The 15591-nt window shown below is 41.7% G+C and carries 17 protein-coding genes; all 17 read right to left on the bottom strand.

All coding sequences use genetic code 11. The annotated features are described in order from the left end of the window. Nucleotides 1-76: 76 nt before the first annotated feature. The gene (tsf, locus tag MKY18_RS08035; protein ID WP_044141897.1) at nucleotides 77-958 is read right to left on the bottom strand and encodes a translation elongation factor Ts; all 882 of its coding nucleotides are present in this window, start codon (nucleotides 956-958) and stop codon (nucleotides 77-79) included. A 91-nt stretch (nucleotides 959-1049) separates the two neighbouring features. Then, nucleotides 1050-1784, bottom strand: a complete 735-nt coding sequence (rpsB, locus tag MKY18_RS08030; RefSeq protein ID WP_003212093.1) for a 30S ribosomal protein S2 — start codon at nucleotides 1782-1784, stop codon at nucleotides 1050-1052. 155 nt (nucleotides 1785-1939) lie between these two features. Beyond that, complete coding sequence (locus MKY18_RS08025) at nucleotides 1940-2479, bottom strand: Swarming motility protein SwrB (RefSeq protein ID WP_113767673.1); 540 nt, start codon at nucleotides 2477-2479, stop codon at nucleotides 1940-1942. Nucleotides 2480-2500: 21 nt separating this feature from the next. Beyond that, nucleotides 2501-3268: a FliA/WhiG family RNA polymerase sigma factor gene (locus MKY18_RS08020; protein ID WP_012009976.1), complete on the bottom strand. Its 768-nt coding sequence runs from the start codon at nucleotides 3266-3268 to the stop codon at nucleotides 2501-2503. Nucleotides 3269-3292: 24 nt separating this feature from the next. Beyond that, on the bottom strand, nucleotides 3293-3793 hold the full coding sequence (locus MKY18_RS08015; protein ID WP_044141899.1) for a chemotaxis protein CheD: 501 nt from the start codon (nucleotides 3791-3793) through the stop codon (nucleotides 3293-3295). Next, a complete protein-coding gene (locus tag MKY18_RS08010) occupies nucleotides 3793-4419 on the bottom strand; it encodes a chemotaxis protein CheC (RefSeq protein ID WP_106067473.1) in 627 nt (208 codons plus the stop codon). Before MKY18_RS08010 ends, MKY18_RS08015 begins: the two co-directional genes overlap by 1 nt. Nucleotides 4420-4431: 12 nt before the next feature. Beyond that, the gene (locus tag MKY18_RS08005; RefSeq protein ID WP_065097287.1) at nucleotides 4432-4893 is read right to left on the bottom strand and encodes a chemotaxis protein CheW; all 462 of its coding nucleotides are present in this window, start codon (nucleotides 4891-4893) and stop codon (nucleotides 4432-4434) included. A 24-nt stretch (nucleotides 4894-4917) separates the two neighbouring features. Next, nucleotides 4918-6948 carry a chemotaxis protein CheA gene (locus tag MKY18_RS08000; RefSeq protein WP_185107258.1) on the bottom strand — a complete coding sequence of 677 codons (2031 nt, stop codon included), beginning with the start codon at nucleotides 6946-6948 and terminating at the stop codon, nucleotides 4918-4920. Between the two features lie 5 nt (nucleotides 6949-6953). Beyond that, nucleotides 6954-8030 (bottom strand): chemotaxis response regulator protein-glutamate methylesterase, encoded by a 1077-nt coding sequence (locus MKY18_RS07995; protein ID WP_185107256.1) that lies wholly within the window; start codon nucleotides 8028-8030, stop codon nucleotides 6954-6956. Beyond that, nucleotides 8027-8932: a MinD/ParA family protein gene (locus MKY18_RS07990; protein WP_342497801.1), complete on the bottom strand. Its 906-nt coding sequence runs from the start codon at nucleotides 8930-8932 to the stop codon at nucleotides 8027-8029. Before MKY18_RS07990 ends, MKY18_RS07995 begins: the two co-directional genes overlap by 4 nt. Then, complete coding sequence (gene flhF / locus MKY18_RS07985) at nucleotides 8929-10044, bottom strand: flagellar biosynthesis protein FlhF (RefSeq protein WP_065097284.1); 1116 nt, start codon at nucleotides 10042-10044, stop codon at nucleotides 8929-8931. Before flhF ends, MKY18_RS07990 begins: the two co-directional genes overlap by 4 nt. Then, nucleotides 10044-12077 (bottom strand): flagellar biosynthesis protein FlhA, encoded by a 2034-nt coding sequence (gene flhA / locus MKY18_RS07980; protein WP_044141909.1) that lies wholly within the window; start codon nucleotides 12075-12077, stop codon nucleotides 10044-10046. Before flhA ends, flhF begins: the two co-directional genes overlap by 1 nt. A gap of 29 nt (nucleotides 12078-12106) precedes the next feature. Then, nucleotides 12107-13195: a flagellar biosynthesis protein FlhB gene (gene flhB, locus MKY18_RS07975; protein WP_065097282.1), complete on the bottom strand. Its 1089-nt coding sequence runs from the start codon at nucleotides 13193-13195 to the stop codon at nucleotides 12107-12109. After that, complete coding sequence (fliR, locus tag MKY18_RS07970; RefSeq protein ID WP_106067470.1) at nucleotides 13192-13974, bottom strand: flagellar biosynthetic protein FliR; 783 nt, start codon at nucleotides 13972-13974, stop codon at nucleotides 13192-13194. The genes flhB and fliR overlap by 4 nt, the downstream gene beginning before the upstream one ends. A 3-nt stretch (nucleotides 13975-13977) precedes the next feature. Beyond that, entirely contained in the window at nucleotides 13978-14247 is a 270-nt protein-coding gene (gene fliQ, locus MKY18_RS07965) for a flagellar biosynthesis protein FliQ (protein WP_003211206.1), read from the bottom strand. Between the two features lie 16 nt (nucleotides 14248-14263). Beyond that, nucleotides 14264-14929 carry a flagellar type III secretion system pore protein FliP gene (gene fliP / locus MKY18_RS07960; protein ID WP_007499580.1) on the bottom strand — a complete coding sequence of 222 codons (666 nt, stop codon included), beginning with the start codon at nucleotides 14927-14929 and terminating at the stop codon, nucleotides 14264-14266. Then, nucleotides 14922-15581 carry a flagella biosynthesis regulatory protein FliZ gene (fliZ, locus tag MKY18_RS07955; protein WP_044141915.1) on the bottom strand — a complete coding sequence of 220 codons (660 nt, stop codon included), beginning with the start codon at nucleotides 15579-15581 and terminating at the stop codon, nucleotides 14922-14924. Before fliZ ends, fliP begins: the two co-directional genes overlap by 8 nt. Nucleotides 15582-15591: the final 10 nt, after the last annotated feature.

Below are 15591 nucleotides of genomic sequence, written 5' to 3'. Positions count from 1 at the left end.
TAAATCAATATCCTCTAAAAAATAGGGAACACAGTGCTTGTGCTCCCTAAAAAAGCCCCAGAGAGCTTTTCAAACATTATTTTTTCACTTGGCTCATCACTTCATCAGCAAAGTTGTCTTGACGCTTCTCGATGCCTTCGCCCACTTCATAGCGAACATAAGTTTGAATGCTTGCGTTTTTCGCAGCTACTACTTGTTTCACTTTTTCATCTGGGTTTTTAACGAAAGCTTGGTCAAGTAAACAAATTTCTTCGAAGAATTTGTTTAGACGGCCTTCTACCATTTTAGCAACGATGTTTTCAGGTTTTCCTTCTTGAAGCGCTTGCTGCGTTAATACTTCGCGCTCACGGTTTGCTTCTTCTTCTGACACTTGGTCACGAGAAATGTATTTAGGGTTTACAGCAGCAACGTGCATTGCGATGTCTCTTGCAAGCTCTTCGTCAGTTGTTCCGTTAAGAACAGCTAACACACCGATGCGTCCGCCCATGTGTAAGTAAGAACCGAATGCTGCGTTATCTTCTTTCGTGATAACAGAGAAACGACGTAGAGTGATTTTCTCTCCGATTTTCGCAATTGCAGATGTAATATGCTCTTCAACTGTTGAACCGTTTTCCATTTTAGAAGCATGAGCTTCTTCAATTGTTGCAGGTTTAGCAGCAAGCAAATGATCAGCAAGTTCGTTAAGAAGTGATTGGAATCCTTCGTTTTTCGCAACGAAATCAGTCTCAGAGTTCACTTCTAGGATCACGCCTGTGTTGCCGTCAGTTTTGATAAGAGTTAATCCTTCTGCAGCAATACGGTCTGCTTTTTTCGCAGCTTTTGCAATTCCTTTTTCTCTTAGAAGATCGATTGCTTTATCGATGTCACCATCAGTTTCTGTTAACGCTTTTTTACAGTCCATCATACCTGCACCAGTTTTTTGACGCAGTTCTTTCACTAATTGAGCAGTAATAGCCATTTTACATTTCCTCCTTCTATGTTAAAACACGGATTACTAGGTGAAAAAAAGGTGATAAAAGGCATTTCCCTCTTATCACCTTTTGAATAGGTTACGCAGTTGTTGTTTCAGTTTCTGTCGTTTCTTCTACAACAGCTTCTTCTTCGCCTTGTTTAGACTCAAGAATCGCATCTGCCATTTTAGCAGTTAGAAGTTTTACAGCACGGATTGCATCATCGTTTGCAGGGATCACAACATCAATTTCGTCTGGATCACAGTTTGTGTCAACGATACCGATGATTGGGATATTCAATTTACGAGCTTCTGCAACTGCAATACGCTCTTTACGAGGGTCGATAATGAAAAGTGCATCCGGAAGACCTTTCATGTCTTTGATTCCGCCTAGGAATTTTTCAAGACGTTCTAATTCTTTTTTCAGTTGAACGACTTCTTTCTTAGGAAGAACATCGAATGTACCGTTTTCTTGCATTTTTTCAATATCTTTTAAACGTTTGATACGTTTTTGGATTGTTTCAAAGTTTGTTAAAGTTCCACCAAGCCAGCGTTGGTTCACATAGAACATACCAGAACGGATTGCTTCTTCTTTCACTGAATCTTGTGCTTGCTTTTTCGTACCAACGAAAAGGATTTTTCCTCCGTCAGCAGCAAGGTTTTTCGTGAAGTTGTAAGCTTCTTCTACTTTTTTCACCGTTTTTTGAAGATCGATGATGTAGATACCGTTACGCTCTGTAAAGATGTAACGCTTCATTTTTGGGTTCCAACGGCGTGTTTGGTGACCGAAGTGTACACCAGCTTCTAGCAATTGTTTCATAGAAATAACTGACATGTTGTTGCCTCCTAATATAATGGTTTTTTTTCCTCCGCTCAAGTCATGTTCACATAAAACTGCGCCACGGCAGCACCTTCATACGAATCATTAAGCGTGTGTATTTAACACCAAGAAATAATATAACACATGATGGACTGACAATCAAGAATCCTTTACAGCTTTCCGCTAAATTTTAATAAAAGCTCGATTTCTGTCTTTCCAGTTTTCAGTTCTTTCGCTATTTCTTCTAGCGAATGCCCTTGGTCATATAAGGTCTTCACCTGATCCTCGAATGTTTCTTCTATTTCATTTTCAGAAGGCACAGAAGCTTCTGATTCAAGATGTGGAACGGGTTCGTTTACCTTCTCTTCCTGCACTTCAACTTCGCTCAGGAGAGCCGACAAGTGCTCTGGTACTGGCTCTTCACTTTCTACCGATTGCTGGGATTCAATTGGTGTTTGTGGCTGCTTTGGTGTCTGAAAATCCGATTTCAGCTCTACAGCAGAAAAATCAGGGGAAGCGGCTGCCACTTTTGATAGTTTGTCATTCTCTTCTTTGACTTCCATCAAAAATGCAGTCAGGGTATTTTCCGTTTCTTCTAGAAGTTCTCGCTGCTTTTGTTCAGTTGCCTTCAGCGAATTCATTCTCGTATATAAAATGATCACAAAATAAATAAGTGCAGCATGAAGCATGAAGCTAATCAGCCATAACATATTTTTTCACTCACTAACTCTTTAAGATTGAATGGCTTTATCAAGCAGATGCTTAAGCTTGAACAATGCCTTTGAATGAATTTGCGAAATGCGTGAGGTCGATAAATTGAGCACGTGACCGATTTCCGTTAACGTCAGTTCCTCTTTATAGAATAGACTGATCACGAGCTTTTCTTTTTCAGATAGCTCGGTCATTTTTTCAGCAAGCTGTTCTATTAATTCATCTTTCAGCATCTTCTCCTCAGGTGTCACAGTTTTCTCGTCGCGAATCATGACTTGGACGTTTTCACCGTCTTCTTGATCATGCAGCTTCTCGTCGATTGAAAGCAGATTTGCAAAGAAACCTTCATTCATTGTTGTGACAACATCCTGTTCACTCATGCCAAGTTCCTCTGCCACTTCTGTCGGCGTCACATTTCGTAAATAGCGTTGTTCAAGCTTTTCAATAGCCGCTTCTACTTTTTTTGTTTTTTCTCTTGATGTACGAGGCAGCCAGTCCTCTTTACGAAGACCGTCGATGATGGCCCCGCGGATTCTGAAGGATGCATATGTATCAAACTTCAGATCTCTTCCGGGGTCGAATTTTTCAAGGGCATCATATAAACCGAGCATCCCTAGACTGATCAAGTCTTCTTTATGCACTGACTTCGGGAGACCGATGGAAATTCTTCCAACATGATATGTGACGAGCGGCATATAGCGGCGCATAAGATCATCTCCAGCAGCTGGGTCCTTCCACTCTTTCCATCTAGCCCATAGCGCCTGATCTTCGTAATTTAAGGATTGCATCTTTCTCCCCCTATACTTCCTTAGTTATATCTTCATAATGCCTTGCTTCACAGTGCGGATCTCAAGCTCTGTCGTAAGCGGGTCAAATTCAATCGTACGGCCATTGTTCCCGCCCGTATCCTCACTAATGATCGGGATGCGATAAAGAGACAGATGTTCTTTAACAGCTGATACGTTTCTAGGTCCAATTCTCATTAGATCATTGGTTGTCTTAAACTTAAACATTTCTGCGCCACCAGCAAGTTTTGCCTTTAGCGCATGTTTGCGCGCTCCTTCTTTAAGGAGCAGATCAATTGTATGCTTGACACCTGTATCTGCATATTTAGCCAAGTTCTCCACTGCCCCTTTTGCAAGGGATGAGTCTGGAAGCATGACATGGACAAGACCTGCCAGTTTTTTTTCTTGATCAAACAGAACAAGCCCTACACAAGAACCAAGTCCGGATGTCCGAATGCGGTCCGGTGTTTTCACAAGCTGAACATCCGCAATACCAACCTTTACAACTGCCGGAATCTGAACGTTCATTACAGGTTACCTAATGCTTTGAATAGTTTTTCAAACGATTCAAAGTCTGGTAATAGAAACATATTTCCTTTCAGCTCTTGCTTATTTTGATCATCAAAAATTGATGTATCAATCACAATTGCCTGATCACCTAGAGGGCTAAATTGCATTAATCCTTCGCTAATGACTGCCCCGAACATATCGAGCGTAACATCTGGAACACTTGGGTAAAGCTGCAATTTTGTTAAATCGGCAAGGGCTGATAAATAAGAGCCTGCTAAAATATTTCCCAGCTCGTGTAGTGCTGACGTCCCCATCACATGCTCGTGAATGGTATCAATATCAAATGCTGGATCTCGTACAAGCTCTCTTACAAATTGCTCGGCTTGCTCAAAGGGCATAATGAAAAAGATAGAGCCAGATAAATCTCCTTCCATTCGCAGGAAAATACTTGCAACTGGGAGGTCTGCACCGCCAAAGAAATCCATTAATTCTTCAAAAGAGAGAACCTTGACAAACGGAACAGCCATATCTATTTTGCGATCCAATAGGCTGGCAAGAGCAGACGCGGCGTGGCCTGCTCCAATATTCCCGACCTCTCTTAACACATCCAGCTGTTCATCTTTTATTTCATTGAAAATGCTCATTTCACATCCTCCTTAATGAACAGGTGCATCTTGAACGCTCTTATCGAGGACAGCACCAGGATGAATGATATTAAATAGACGCTGATCATGCTTAATGATACCTGTCACCCATGATTGTCCTTCTTTTTCAGCTGATTCAGGAGAAGATTCTACTTCTTCCTGATGGACTGTAATGACATCATTTGCTTCATCAACAACCCAGCCGACTTCAATGTCACCAACCTGTACAATAATCATTCTAGTTTCATCTGTAATCTCGTTGTCAGTAGATCCAAGTCTCACTCTAAGATCGATGACAGGCGTCACGACACCGCGCAGATTAATAACACCGCATATATAAGGGGCAACGCCAGGGATTCTTGTCGGCTGCTGCCATTTTTCAATGGACTTTACTTCTGATACTGAAATGGCGTATTCTTTTTTGTTTACGATAAACACAATCATCTTTTCGCCAGTTTTGATATCTGTACTCATTTCAGACCGCTCCTCTATTGTTTTTTACTTGATCAGTGCATTACAGTCAACGATGAGTGCAACCTGACCGTCGCCTAGGATTGTTGCGCCTGAGATCGCAAACACGTTTGGCAGGTAATCTCCTAGTGATTTCAATACAACCTCTTGCTGACCAATGAATGAATCGACCACAAATGCTGTCAGCTTGTCTCCTTTACGAACAACGATGATGTGCAGTTCTTCCTCTAATTCATTCGCATTTGGTACGTGGAATTGTTTCTTCAGGTACACAACCGGTACGATAAATCCGCGGAAATCAATCACTTCACGATCATGCGTTTGAAGGATGTCGCTTTTCTTAATAACAGCCGTTTCAATAATAGAAGAAATCGGAATCGCAAATGTTTCCTCTTCCAGCTTCACAAGAAGAACGGAAATAATTGACAATGTAAGCGGGAGCTGGATAGAGAACAATGAGCCCTGTCCTTCTGTTGAGTTGATGCTCACAGATCCGCCTAGTGATTCCAGCTTGTTTTTCACGACGTCAAGACCTACACCGCGGCCTGAGATATCAGATATCTCATCAGCTGTAGAGAATCCTGCTGCAAAGATCAATGAATCAATTTGATGATCTTCGATGGTTTCCGCTTCTCTTTCGGTAATAACCCCGCGCTCTAGTGCTTTTTCAAGCACCTTTTTACGGTTAATCCCGCCGCCGTCATCTTCTACTTCAATGAAGACGTGATTTCCACTATGATAAGCCTTTAATAGAACGGTTCCTTTTTCTGGCTTGCCTTTTTTCACACGTTCTTCTGGCGATTCAATCCCGTGATCTAGACTGTTTCTGAGTAAGTGTAAGAGCGGATCTCCAATCTCGTCGATCACTGTTCGATCAAGCTCAGTATCAGCGCCTTCAATGATCAGTTCAATTTTCTTATTGAGCTCTTTTGTCAATTGACGGATCATACGAGGGAATCGGTTAAACACAGTTTCTACAGGTACCATTCTCATGTTCAGGATGATCGATTGCAGATCGCCTGAAATACGTGTCATTCTTTCGACCGTATCAGTGAGTTCGTTATTTTCAAGCTCTTTTGCAATCTGTTCTAAACGTCCTCTATCAATAACCAGTTCTTCAAATAGATTCATAAGAGAATCTAGACGATCGATGTTCACACGAATCGTTTTCGTGCCACCGGCAGCTGCACCGTTATTGCCATTTGCTTTTGGCGCATCGTTTGCTGGTGCTTTCGCAGCAGGCACGGAGACTTCATCTTTTTTCTGTTCAGGTTTTGCTTCTTGTTTTTCAGCTGGAGTCGCTTCTTCAAATGCAGAAACTTCTGAGATCTCAACTTGTTCAACTTCTGAGATCGTCATCACGATTTTTTTCACTACGTCCATCGGTTGTTTAGATAAATAAGAAATACTGAATTCAGATTCGAAATCTTCTGATTCTAAAAGTTCTGCATTTGGAACTGTTTTGACGACCTCGCCTGCTTCGTTCAGTCTTTCAAAGATCATATAGACACGAACGGCTTTTAATAAGCATGCGTCACTTAATGTTACATTGAGTTCATAACATTTAAAGCCTTGTTCCCTCGCTTCATCAAGCACTGTTCGTTCAAATTCGTTATAGTCTAAGTCGTTAGCAGCAGCCGCTGATACAGCCGCTGTTTCAACACTAGGAGCTGCCTCAGCATGGCTTCCTGTCACATCTAGCTTTTTACTAATCTCTGTGACATCGCGTTTCCCATCTCCGCCTTCTGCAATTGATTGAACCATTGCTTCAAGGTGATCAAGTGCTTCAAACATCGTGTCCATTGACTCAGGTGTGACAATCATTTGTTCATTTCGAATGGCATCAAACATGTTTTCTAAATGATGTGTTAGCTGAGCCATATCAGCGTAGCCCATCGTTGCACTCATGCCTTTCAATGTATGAGCTGCTCTGAATATATCATTCACTAGCTGCAAGTCGGTTGGGTTCTTTTCTAAATCAAGAAGTTTTTCATTACAAGTTTGTAAGTGTTCTCTGCTTTCATCTAAAAAGATATCTAAGTATTGGTTTACATCCAACGTGTTCACGCCCTCTCTTTTTTCATGGAGCTTATAATTGCATGTGCGATGTCATCCACATGCCTTGTTTCATGTGCAAGGCCTGCTTTAATGACTGATTTAGGCATTCCGAAAACAACACATGATTCTTCTTTTTCTGCAATGACTTTTGTATGACCGCTTGCGACCATTTTTTTGACACCTTCTGTGCCGTCACTACCCATGCCTGTCATAATGACAGCAATTTTCTCGTAACCCTTTATATGACTGATGGATTCAAATAAATAGTTAACAGAAGGTTTGTGCCGGCTTTCCGTGTCCTCTGGAGATAGCCTGATGACTAAGGATGCCCCTTGTTCATGAAGTGACATATTCATTCCACCAGGCGCTATGTAGGCTACTCCATTTTTAGCGATGTCTCCATCTTGTGCTTCTTTAATCGAAATTTGAGATAAATGGTCTAACCTAGTAGCAAGTGATGCCGTAAATCCTGCCGGCATATGCTGCACAATCAAAATAGGTGCTTCTATGTCCTTGGGCAGCTTCGTGACAACTCGTTGAAGTGCCCTTGGCCCTCCCGTTGATGTTCCGATTGAAATAATCTTTCGGAGTGAGCCGCTTTTCACTGCTTGCGTGCGAGGTGCAGCCACTGGAATTGGCGGCTTCATCACCGGCGGCTTTGGAGAAACCTGTACTTCAGTGCGTTTCCTTGACAGCCCTGCCGCAAGCACCCGCTCTACAATTTGGCCTCTTACTTTGTGTAAATCGAGCGAAATACTTCCTGAAGGCTTTGTCACAAAGTCAAAAGCACCAAGTTCTAAGCAATGGATGGTTAAATCTTTCCCTTGCTTTGTCTGGCTTGACACCATAATCACGGCAAGGTCGTGTTCAGCCAGAATTTGTTTTAATGCTTCTGTTCCATTTAAAACAGGCATTTCCACATCTAATGTGACGACATCTGGATTCAGTTCCTTGATCCGTTTTAAGGCATCTTCCCCATTTCGCGCCGTTCCGACGACTTCTATTTCTTGCTCGGCACTTAGGAAATCACTAATGAGCTTTCGCATAAAGGCCGAGTCATCTACTACAAGCACTCTAATCATGAGTCCACCTTCCTCCTTTTAAAAAAAGAGGACAACTTATCTATAAACGTATGCTGCTCTCTCTGTGCCTCTCTTATCTGCTGTTGATAAAGTGTTTCTGCCAGCATCTTGATCGTTTTACTCAGCCGTGAATGAGGCTGCTTCATATAAAATGGAATTTGTTCAGCCACCGCTTTTGGAACCGCAGGATCATCCGGCACAGCACCAGCAAATACTAGTTTTCTGTGTAGAAATGATGTGACTACTCCTGCTAATTTCCGGTAGGTTTCTGACCCTTCTGACGGGGTTTTACACCGGTTGACAATGATTTGCACAGATTGTTCGAACTGATGAATCGCTAAGTGTTTAATTGCGCTGTAGGCATCCATGATCGATGTTGGTTCCGGCGTTGTCACAACCACAACTTCTCCTGCTGATAAAACAAAAGGTAGTTGATCTTTAGACAAGCCAGCCCCCATATCAAAGAAGATACAATCAAAGTCGTGCATCATTCTTTCCATTTCCACTAGAAAAAACGACCATTGATCTTTATCTAAAGAAAACAGCTGTTCAAGTCCGCTTCCGCCAGAAATGTAATAAAGGTTGTTCGTTCCTTGAGTCATAGCTGCTTGGAAGGATTCCTTCCTGACAAGAACATCTAATATAGAGCTAGTCGATGTTTTCCCTAGTAAAATATCAATATTCCCCATACCAAAATCAAGGTCGATGACTAACACTCGCTTCCCTGCATTTGCGATAGACAGCGCCATATTCAGCGTCAAATTCGATTTTCCAACCCCGCCTTTACCGCTGATGACAGCAATGGTTTTTGCCTGTCCGCTTATACCAAGAGGAGTTGGTGTGATCGTTTGATTCTGCTGAACGAGCTTTCTTAAACCTTCTGCTTGGTCGGGCTTCATCATTGTAAGACCATCCTTGTTAATTCAAGAGGAGAGCCCTCAAGAATATCCTCAGGAACATTTTGACCATTTGTTAAAAAGCCAAGTCCAATTTGAGAGTCTGCAATGATTTGAAAGATGGTTCCCATCGTGTCTGTTTCATCTACTTTTGTAAAAATGAATTGATGAATTGGAACATGTTCAAAGCGTTTGACCATGGCGTTCATGTCCTGATACTTCGAGGTCGCACTCATCACTAGGAAACTTTGAATGCTTTCATCAAATGGAATGATGTCTGTCAGTTCTTTGATATACGCTTCTTCTTTAAAGTTACGACCCGCTGTGTCTACGAAAATATGATCATACTCTTTAAAAGTCTCTTGAGCTTTTACAAAATCCTCTCTCGAATAACAAACCTCAAGCGGTGCATTGAGCAGTTCCGCATATGTTTTCAGTTGTTCGATCGCTGCAATTCGGTACGTATCTGTTGTAATAAAAGCGATTTTCTTTTGCTTCTGAATGGCCGTTTTGGCAGCGAGCTTTGCAATCGTTGTTGTTTTACCAGCTCCAGTTGAACCAAACAGCACAATGTATTTTGAACGAATCATCGGCTCATCAGAGGTGTGAGCCGGCAGCATATCTGCCAGCAGTTGTTCAAGTTCTTTTTGAATTTGATCTTCCTTGACAGCACCCTTTGTTAAAAGACCTTTGAGGCATTCGTCTCGAATGGCATCATCAAGACCTTGATCCTTCAGCTTTTGATCGATTACCATGAGAGGATCAGGCAGAATACCAGCATGCCGCTCATTCCTCGCATATTCTAAAGGCTGAGCTTGAGAAGGTACTGGTTTCACTGCCTCAGGAGCAAAAGACGGCTCTTCAGGCCGGTGTTGAATTTGCTCCTTTTTCGGAAATACTGGAAGAGGAGGCGCAGGGTGTCCACCTTTACCCGCTCTTTCTTCAAAATCTTGATCCAGCACTGCAATCACTTCAACCATTTGCTGTTTCTTTAAACCGAATAGCTTTCGTTTCACAACAGTTTTGGAATTTAAAATGACGGCATCCTTCCCAAGTTGCTGCCTAATTTGAATCGTCGCCTCTTGCATTGAATTCGCTATGATTTTTTTCATTTTCATTAGATATCCACCACTCCGATGCTCTGTACTTCCACATTTGCTTCTAGTTCGTTATAAGATAGTACCGGTAAGTCCGGGAAATATCTTTCTAACAGCTGCTTGACGTACATTCTTATAGGAGGTGAGCACAATAGAACCGGCGTTTCCTGACGGAGCGAAAGCTGCTCAATTTCTCTAGCCACTGATTGAATCACACTTTCAGAGGATTCTGGATCTAACGATAAGTAGTTGCCATGCTCTGTCTGCTGTACACTGTCAGCAATCACCTTTTCCACTCGGCCTGAGCATGTCACGACTTTGAGCGATTCATTTTCTCTCGCATATTGTGCGGTAATCTGTCTTGCCAGCGCCTGTCTGACATACTCTGTTAACAAATCTGTATCTGTCGTTAATTTTCCGTAGTCTGCAAGTGTCTCAAAAATGGTGACAAGATTTCGAATAGAAACCTTTTCTTTCAGCAGTTTTGCCAACACTTTTTGAATATCACCAACTGCTAGTGGATTTGGCGTCACCTCATCCACTAAGACAGGATAACTTTCTTTCAGATGATCGATTAATTGCTTCGTTTCTTGGCGTCCGAGCAGTTCGTGTGTGTTTTGTCTAATTTTCTCTGTGATGTGAGTAGACACAACCGATGCAGGATCTACAACCGTATAGCCAAGCATCTCAGCCTGATCTTTTTCTGCTTCTGAGATCCATTTAGCCGGAAGACCAAAGGATGGCTCGATTGTTTCAATCCCTTCAATCGGATCATCATCCGGCGTAGGAGACATCGCTAAGTAGTGATCAAGCAGTAGCTCCCCTTTTGCCACTTCGTTCCCTTTTATTTTAAGCCGATACTCATTTGGGTTAAGTGCAATGTTGTCTCGAATTCGAACAACTGGAATCACAAGACCTAATTCGAGGGCAAGCTGCCTTCGGATCATTACAATTCGATCTAACAGGTCACCGCCTTGATTTGCATCGGCTAGCGGAATCAAGCCGTAGCCAAATTCAAATTCAATGGCATCCATTTGCAAAAGGTGAATGACGCTTTCTGGACTTTTCATCTCTTCTACCTCTGCCTGTTCCTCTAGCACCTCTTCGATTTCTTCTTGATCCTGTTTGTTTTTCGACATCAAGTATGCGCCGAGAGCAAGTAAACCTGCGATCGGTCCAGTCAACAGTACGCCGATTGGAGTAAACAACCCAAGAAGGAAGATCGTGCCTGCTGTGACGTAAAGCATAGCAGGGAATGCAAACAGCTGTTCAGTGATATCTGACCCAAGGTTCCCATTAGAAGCAGCCCTTGTGACGACAATTCCTGTCGCTGTTGAAATGAGAAGTGCAGGAATTTGTGAAACAATTCCGTCTCCTACCGTTAATAGTGTAAAGTGGGAAGCTGATTCTTGAATCGACATTCCTTGCTGAAGCATCCCAATAATAATCCCAAAAATAATATTAATAATGACAATGATAATACCTGCGATGGCATCCCCTTTGACGAACTTACTTGCACCATCCATCGCACCATAAAAGTCTGCTTCTCTCGCTACTTTTTCACGGCGATTTCTTGCTTCACTTTCTGTCAGCATTCCTGCATTTAAATCAGCGTCAATACTCATTTGTTTACCTGGCATCGCATCGAGGGTAAATCTTGCCGCAACCTCAGATACACGCTCAGCCCCTTTGGTGATCACTATAAATTGAATGATGATCAGGATAAGGAAGACAACCAGACCAACGAGTATATTTCCACCAACAACAAATGAACCAAACGTTTCTACAACTTTTCCAGCGTCTCCAGTTGATAGGATAGATCGTGTTGTAGAGATGTTAAGCCCTAAGCGAAACAGCGTTAAGAGCAAAAGCAATGATGGAAATATTGAAAATTGCAGTGGTTCTTGCATGTTCATTGTGGTGAGAAGCACGATAAGCGCAAGAGAAATATTAATAATGATTAAAATACTTAATAGCATTGGCGGAAACGGTATGACCAGCATCGCCACAATTAAAATAACACTGAATAAAACAGATAAATCTCTTGCTGCCATGCCTGTTCTCTCCTTTTAAAACCAAAAATTCATAAAATCTTTTGTTTCGTTTTATATACGTAAGCTAAAATTTCTGCGATCGCCTTAAAGTATTCCTCTGGGACCGCTTGGTCGATGTCGACCTGATCATATAGTGCACGAGCGAGCGGCCGATTTTCTACGGTCATGATATCGTGCTCTTTCGCAATCGTTCTAATTTTCAAAGCCAAAATATCTGTTCCCTTTGCCACAACAAAGGGCGCATCCATCTTTTCTTCGTCATATTTCAAAGCAATTGCGTAGTGGGTTGGGTTTGTAATGATGACGTCGGCTTTTGGGACTTCCTGCATCATCCGTCTCATGGCCATTTCCCGCTGACGCTGTTTAATCTTTGATTTTATGAGCGGGTCACCCTCTGATTTTTTATACTCATCTTTGATGTCTTGTTTGGACATCCGTAAGTTTTTTTCATAATCAAATTTCTGATACATATAATCAAGCCCTGCTAAGATCATGAGAGCACCTGCTGCATACAGACCCATAATCAAGGTCATATTTGCGACGAAATGAAGGGTTTCCTCTGCTGTTAATAAAGGAAGCCTCAGGATTTCGTCAAAGTGCATCCAAAGTGCAATAAATGTCGCAAAACCAATTAAACCAATTTTCAAAATGGATTTTAATAGCTCTACGAGGGCTCGAATACTGTATATCCGTTTAAACCCTTTAATAGGATCTAGCTTTTCTAATTTCGGTTTGATGATTTCTGTTGAAAAGAGAAAGCCAACTTGTAAATAGTTACTGATGACGCCTGCCAGCATACCAACACCAAGGATTGGCATGAGAAGGAGCCCTGTTTCCTGAAGCAATTCCACGAATAGTTGATGAATATTAGATGTGCTAACTTTCATTAGCATGGTTGTTGAATAAAAACGTTCAATGAGCGCAATAATACGCTCTTTCATAAAAGGCCCAATAAAAAAGAATGATAAAAAGATTAATAGAAATGAGATGGCTGTATTGACGTCGGTACTTTTGGCAACCTGACCTTTTTTACGTGAATCTTGTCTCTTTTTCGGCGTTGCTTTTTCTGTTTTTTCACCTGCGAAAAATTGCAAGTCTAGTCTAAGTCTTGTCATCATGACGAACCACCGACCAATGCTAAGAAATTCCTCATGGTGAGTACAATCGTATCAAATGTATTTTGGACAACCCCGAAGATGACGCCCATACAGATGATGATCATAACAAAACTCACACCCATTTTAATAGGAAGTCCGACAACAAAAACGTTCATCTGCGGAACTGTTCGTGCCACAATGCCCAGTGCCAAATCGACCAAAAACAAGCTAGCAACGACCGGTGCTGAGATTTGAAAGGCAATGATGAACATTTGGTTGAAGCTCTTTGCAATAAAATAAGCAAAGGATTCACTGCCGAAATTCAGTGCGTACTGATCAATTGCAATATATTGAAAGCTGTAAAAGATTCCATCAAGCAGCAGGTGGTGTGCATTGGTTGCTAGCATCAATAGCAATGTGACCGTATAAAAAAACTGCCCCATCAGCGGCGTTTGCGCGCCTGTTTGCGGATCAATCACATTGGCAATCGCAAAGCCCATTTGAAAATCAATAAATGAGCCGGCAATTTGAACAGCGGACACCATGATATATGCAATCAAACCAAGCAGAAGTCCGACCATTGCTTCTTTCACCGCAAGCATCATATAAAGACCGTCTATGTCGAGTGCTGGCGGTTCCTTAATCGTGCTAAAACTAATCACGGCTAAAAACAGCGAGAATCCAACTCTGTGTACAGCTGGGATCGTTCTATGCGCTAAAAGCGGTACTGTCACAAAAAAAGCGGTGATCCGAATAAAAACTAATAGAAATGCAGGGAATAATTCTATAATTGACATCACTCGTTAACCTGCAAATCGATCTAAATTCGAGAACAGCTCTGTCGTAAAGGACACAATGGTTGACAGCATCCATGGACCAAACACAACAAGCCCGATAAGAACTGCAACAATTTTAGGAATGAACGCAAGCGTCTGTTCTTGAATTTGGGTTGTCGCCTGAAACACACTGACAATCAGTCCCACAATAAGAGCGAGCGCTAGAAGCGGCCCACTGACAAGCAATACCACATACACTGATCTTTCAGCCATCGTAATGACAAATTCTGAACTCATGTTTTAAGCACCTACTCTAAAAGCTTTGCAGCAAAGATTTAACAATCAAATACCATCCATCGACTAAAACAAATAACAATATTTTAAAAGGGAGCGATATCATAACCGGCGGAAGCATCATCATCCCCATTGACATCAGGACACTTGCGACCACCATGTCAATAATTAAAAATGGAATAAAGATCATGAAACCAATTTGAAATGCCGTCTTTAATTCTGAAATCGCAAAAGCGGGTACCATCGCCGTTAACGGAATATCTTTTATCGATTCAGGTGTATCCATTTTTGCGTAACTAAGAAATAAAGCCAAATCCTTCTGTCTCGTATGTTTACTCATAAACTCTTTAATGGGCACTTCGGCTTTTTCATATGCCTGATTGAGCGTAATGTCATCATTTAAAAGCGGCGTTAGTGCCTCTTTATTAATCTCTGAGAACGTGGGTGCCATGATAAAAAATGTGAGAAACAAAGCAAGCCCTACAAGCACTTGGTTTGGCGGCATTGAGTTGGTTGCAAGTGACGTTCTAACGAATGAAAGTACAATCACAATTCGTGTGAAACACGTCATTAAAATGAGAATGCCTGGTGCAACCGAAAATACGGTTAAAAGTAAAAGAAGACGGACAGACGTGCTAATATTCCCTGCACCGCTGGAATTAAATAAATCGATAAACTCATTCATTTTGTTTCGGGCCTTTCTTTCTGACTTCTGATTGGGTCTTTTTCAATTCGGCTAGCTGCGCCTTCAAATTGGCTGAAAAAGAAGAAGTGGTTGGCTGATTTTGTTTCTTTATCTGAGATGTGAATTTTTGAACGATTTTTGGTAAATCTGTTTTGCTTTCCATCGCTTCTTCATATTGTTTCACGATCGCTTCACATTCTTGTTCATCATCAATTTCTTTTAGCAGCTGGATTGAGTCCGCTACTCCGACAACTAATACTCGTTTGCCCACTTTGATAAGCTGGACTGAACGGTTTTGGCCAACCGTCGTTCCGCCAATATTTTCAACATAGCGAAATGGTTTAAGTAAACGGTTTTGCTTACCAACAAATCTCACCAATCCATATATAAGCAGGATGACAAAAAGTAAGGCACCAATCATTTTGACAAAATCCATAATGGAGACAGAAGAAGAGGGAACTTCTTCTGCCGGATTCGTTTGATTGTCAGTGGTTGTCTTTTCTGTATCCTTTTTGCTGCCCTTCTCTTCTTTGATCCAGTCATTCACTGTGCCATTTTCAGGATCTTTCGTTTCAGCAAACAGTGAGGCAGGCTGTATCGTCAAGAAAAGCATAAAACTGATCATTGCTATACATATCAAACGTTTTTTCAACAAGTCTTAC

Origin of the sequence: Bacillus sp. FSL R7-0672 (assembly GCF_038601465.1) — a bacterium.
In the GTDB taxonomy this organism is placed as follows: domain Bacteria; phylum Bacillota; class Bacilli; order Bacillales; family Bacillaceae; genus Bacillus; species Bacillus pumilus.
This window is presented reverse-complemented; position numbering and strand designations above follow the sequence as displayed.

Bases quoted from the DNA above. Each gene is read 5' to 3' on its own strand.
- tsf (WP_044141897.1), bottom strand. From the start codon at position 958: ATGGCTATTACTGCTCAATTAGTGAAAGAACTGCGTCAAAAAACTGGT.
- rpsB (WP_003212093.1), bottom strand. From the start codon at position 1,784: ATGTCAGTTATTTCTATGAAACAATTGCTAGAAGCTGGTGTACACTTC.
- MKY18_RS08025 (WP_113767673.1), bottom strand. From the start codon at position 2,479: ATGTTATGGCTGATTAGCTTCATGCTTCATGCTGCACTTATTTATTTT.
- MKY18_RS08020 (WP_012009976.1), bottom strand. From the start codon at position 3,268: ATGCAATCCTTAAATTACGAAGATCAGGCGCTATGGGCTAGATGGAAA.
- MKY18_RS08015 (WP_044141899.1), bottom strand. From the start codon at position 3,793: ATGAACGTTCAGATTCCGGCAGTTGTAAAGGTTGGTATTGCGGATGTT.
- MKY18_RS08010 (WP_106067473.1), bottom strand. From the start codon at position 4,419: ATGAGCATTTTCAATGAAATAAAAGATGAACAGCTGGATGTGTTAAGA.
- MKY18_RS08005 (WP_065097287.1), bottom strand. From the start codon at position 4,893: ATGAGTACAGATATCAAAACTGGCGAAAAGATGATTGTGTTTATCGTA.
- MKY18_RS07995 (WP_185107256.1), bottom strand. From the start codon at position 8,030: ATGATTAGAGTGCTTGTAGTAGATGACTCGGCCTTTATGCGAAAGCTC.
- MKY18_RS07990 (WP_342497801.1), bottom strand. From the start codon at position 8,932: ATGATGAAGCCCGACCAAGCAGAAGGTTTAAGAAAGCTCGTTCAGCAG.
- flhF (WP_065097284.1), bottom strand. From the start codon at position 10,044: ATGAAAATGAAAAAAATCATAGCGAATTCAATGCAAGAGGCGACGATT.
- flhA (WP_044141909.1), bottom strand. From the start codon at position 12,077: ATGGCAGCAAGAGATTTATCTGTTTTATTCAGTGTTATTTTAATTGTG.
- flhB (WP_065097282.1), bottom strand. From the start codon at position 13,195: ATGATGACAAGACTTAGACTAGACTTGCAATTTTTCGCAGGTGAAAAA.
- fliQ (WP_003211206.1), bottom strand. From the start codon at position 14,247: ATGAGTTCAGAATTTGTCATTACGATGGCTGAAAGATCAGTGTATGTG.
- fliP (WP_007499580.1), bottom strand. From the start codon at position 14,929: ATGAATGAGTTTATCGATTTATTTAATTCCAGCGGTGCAGGGAATATT.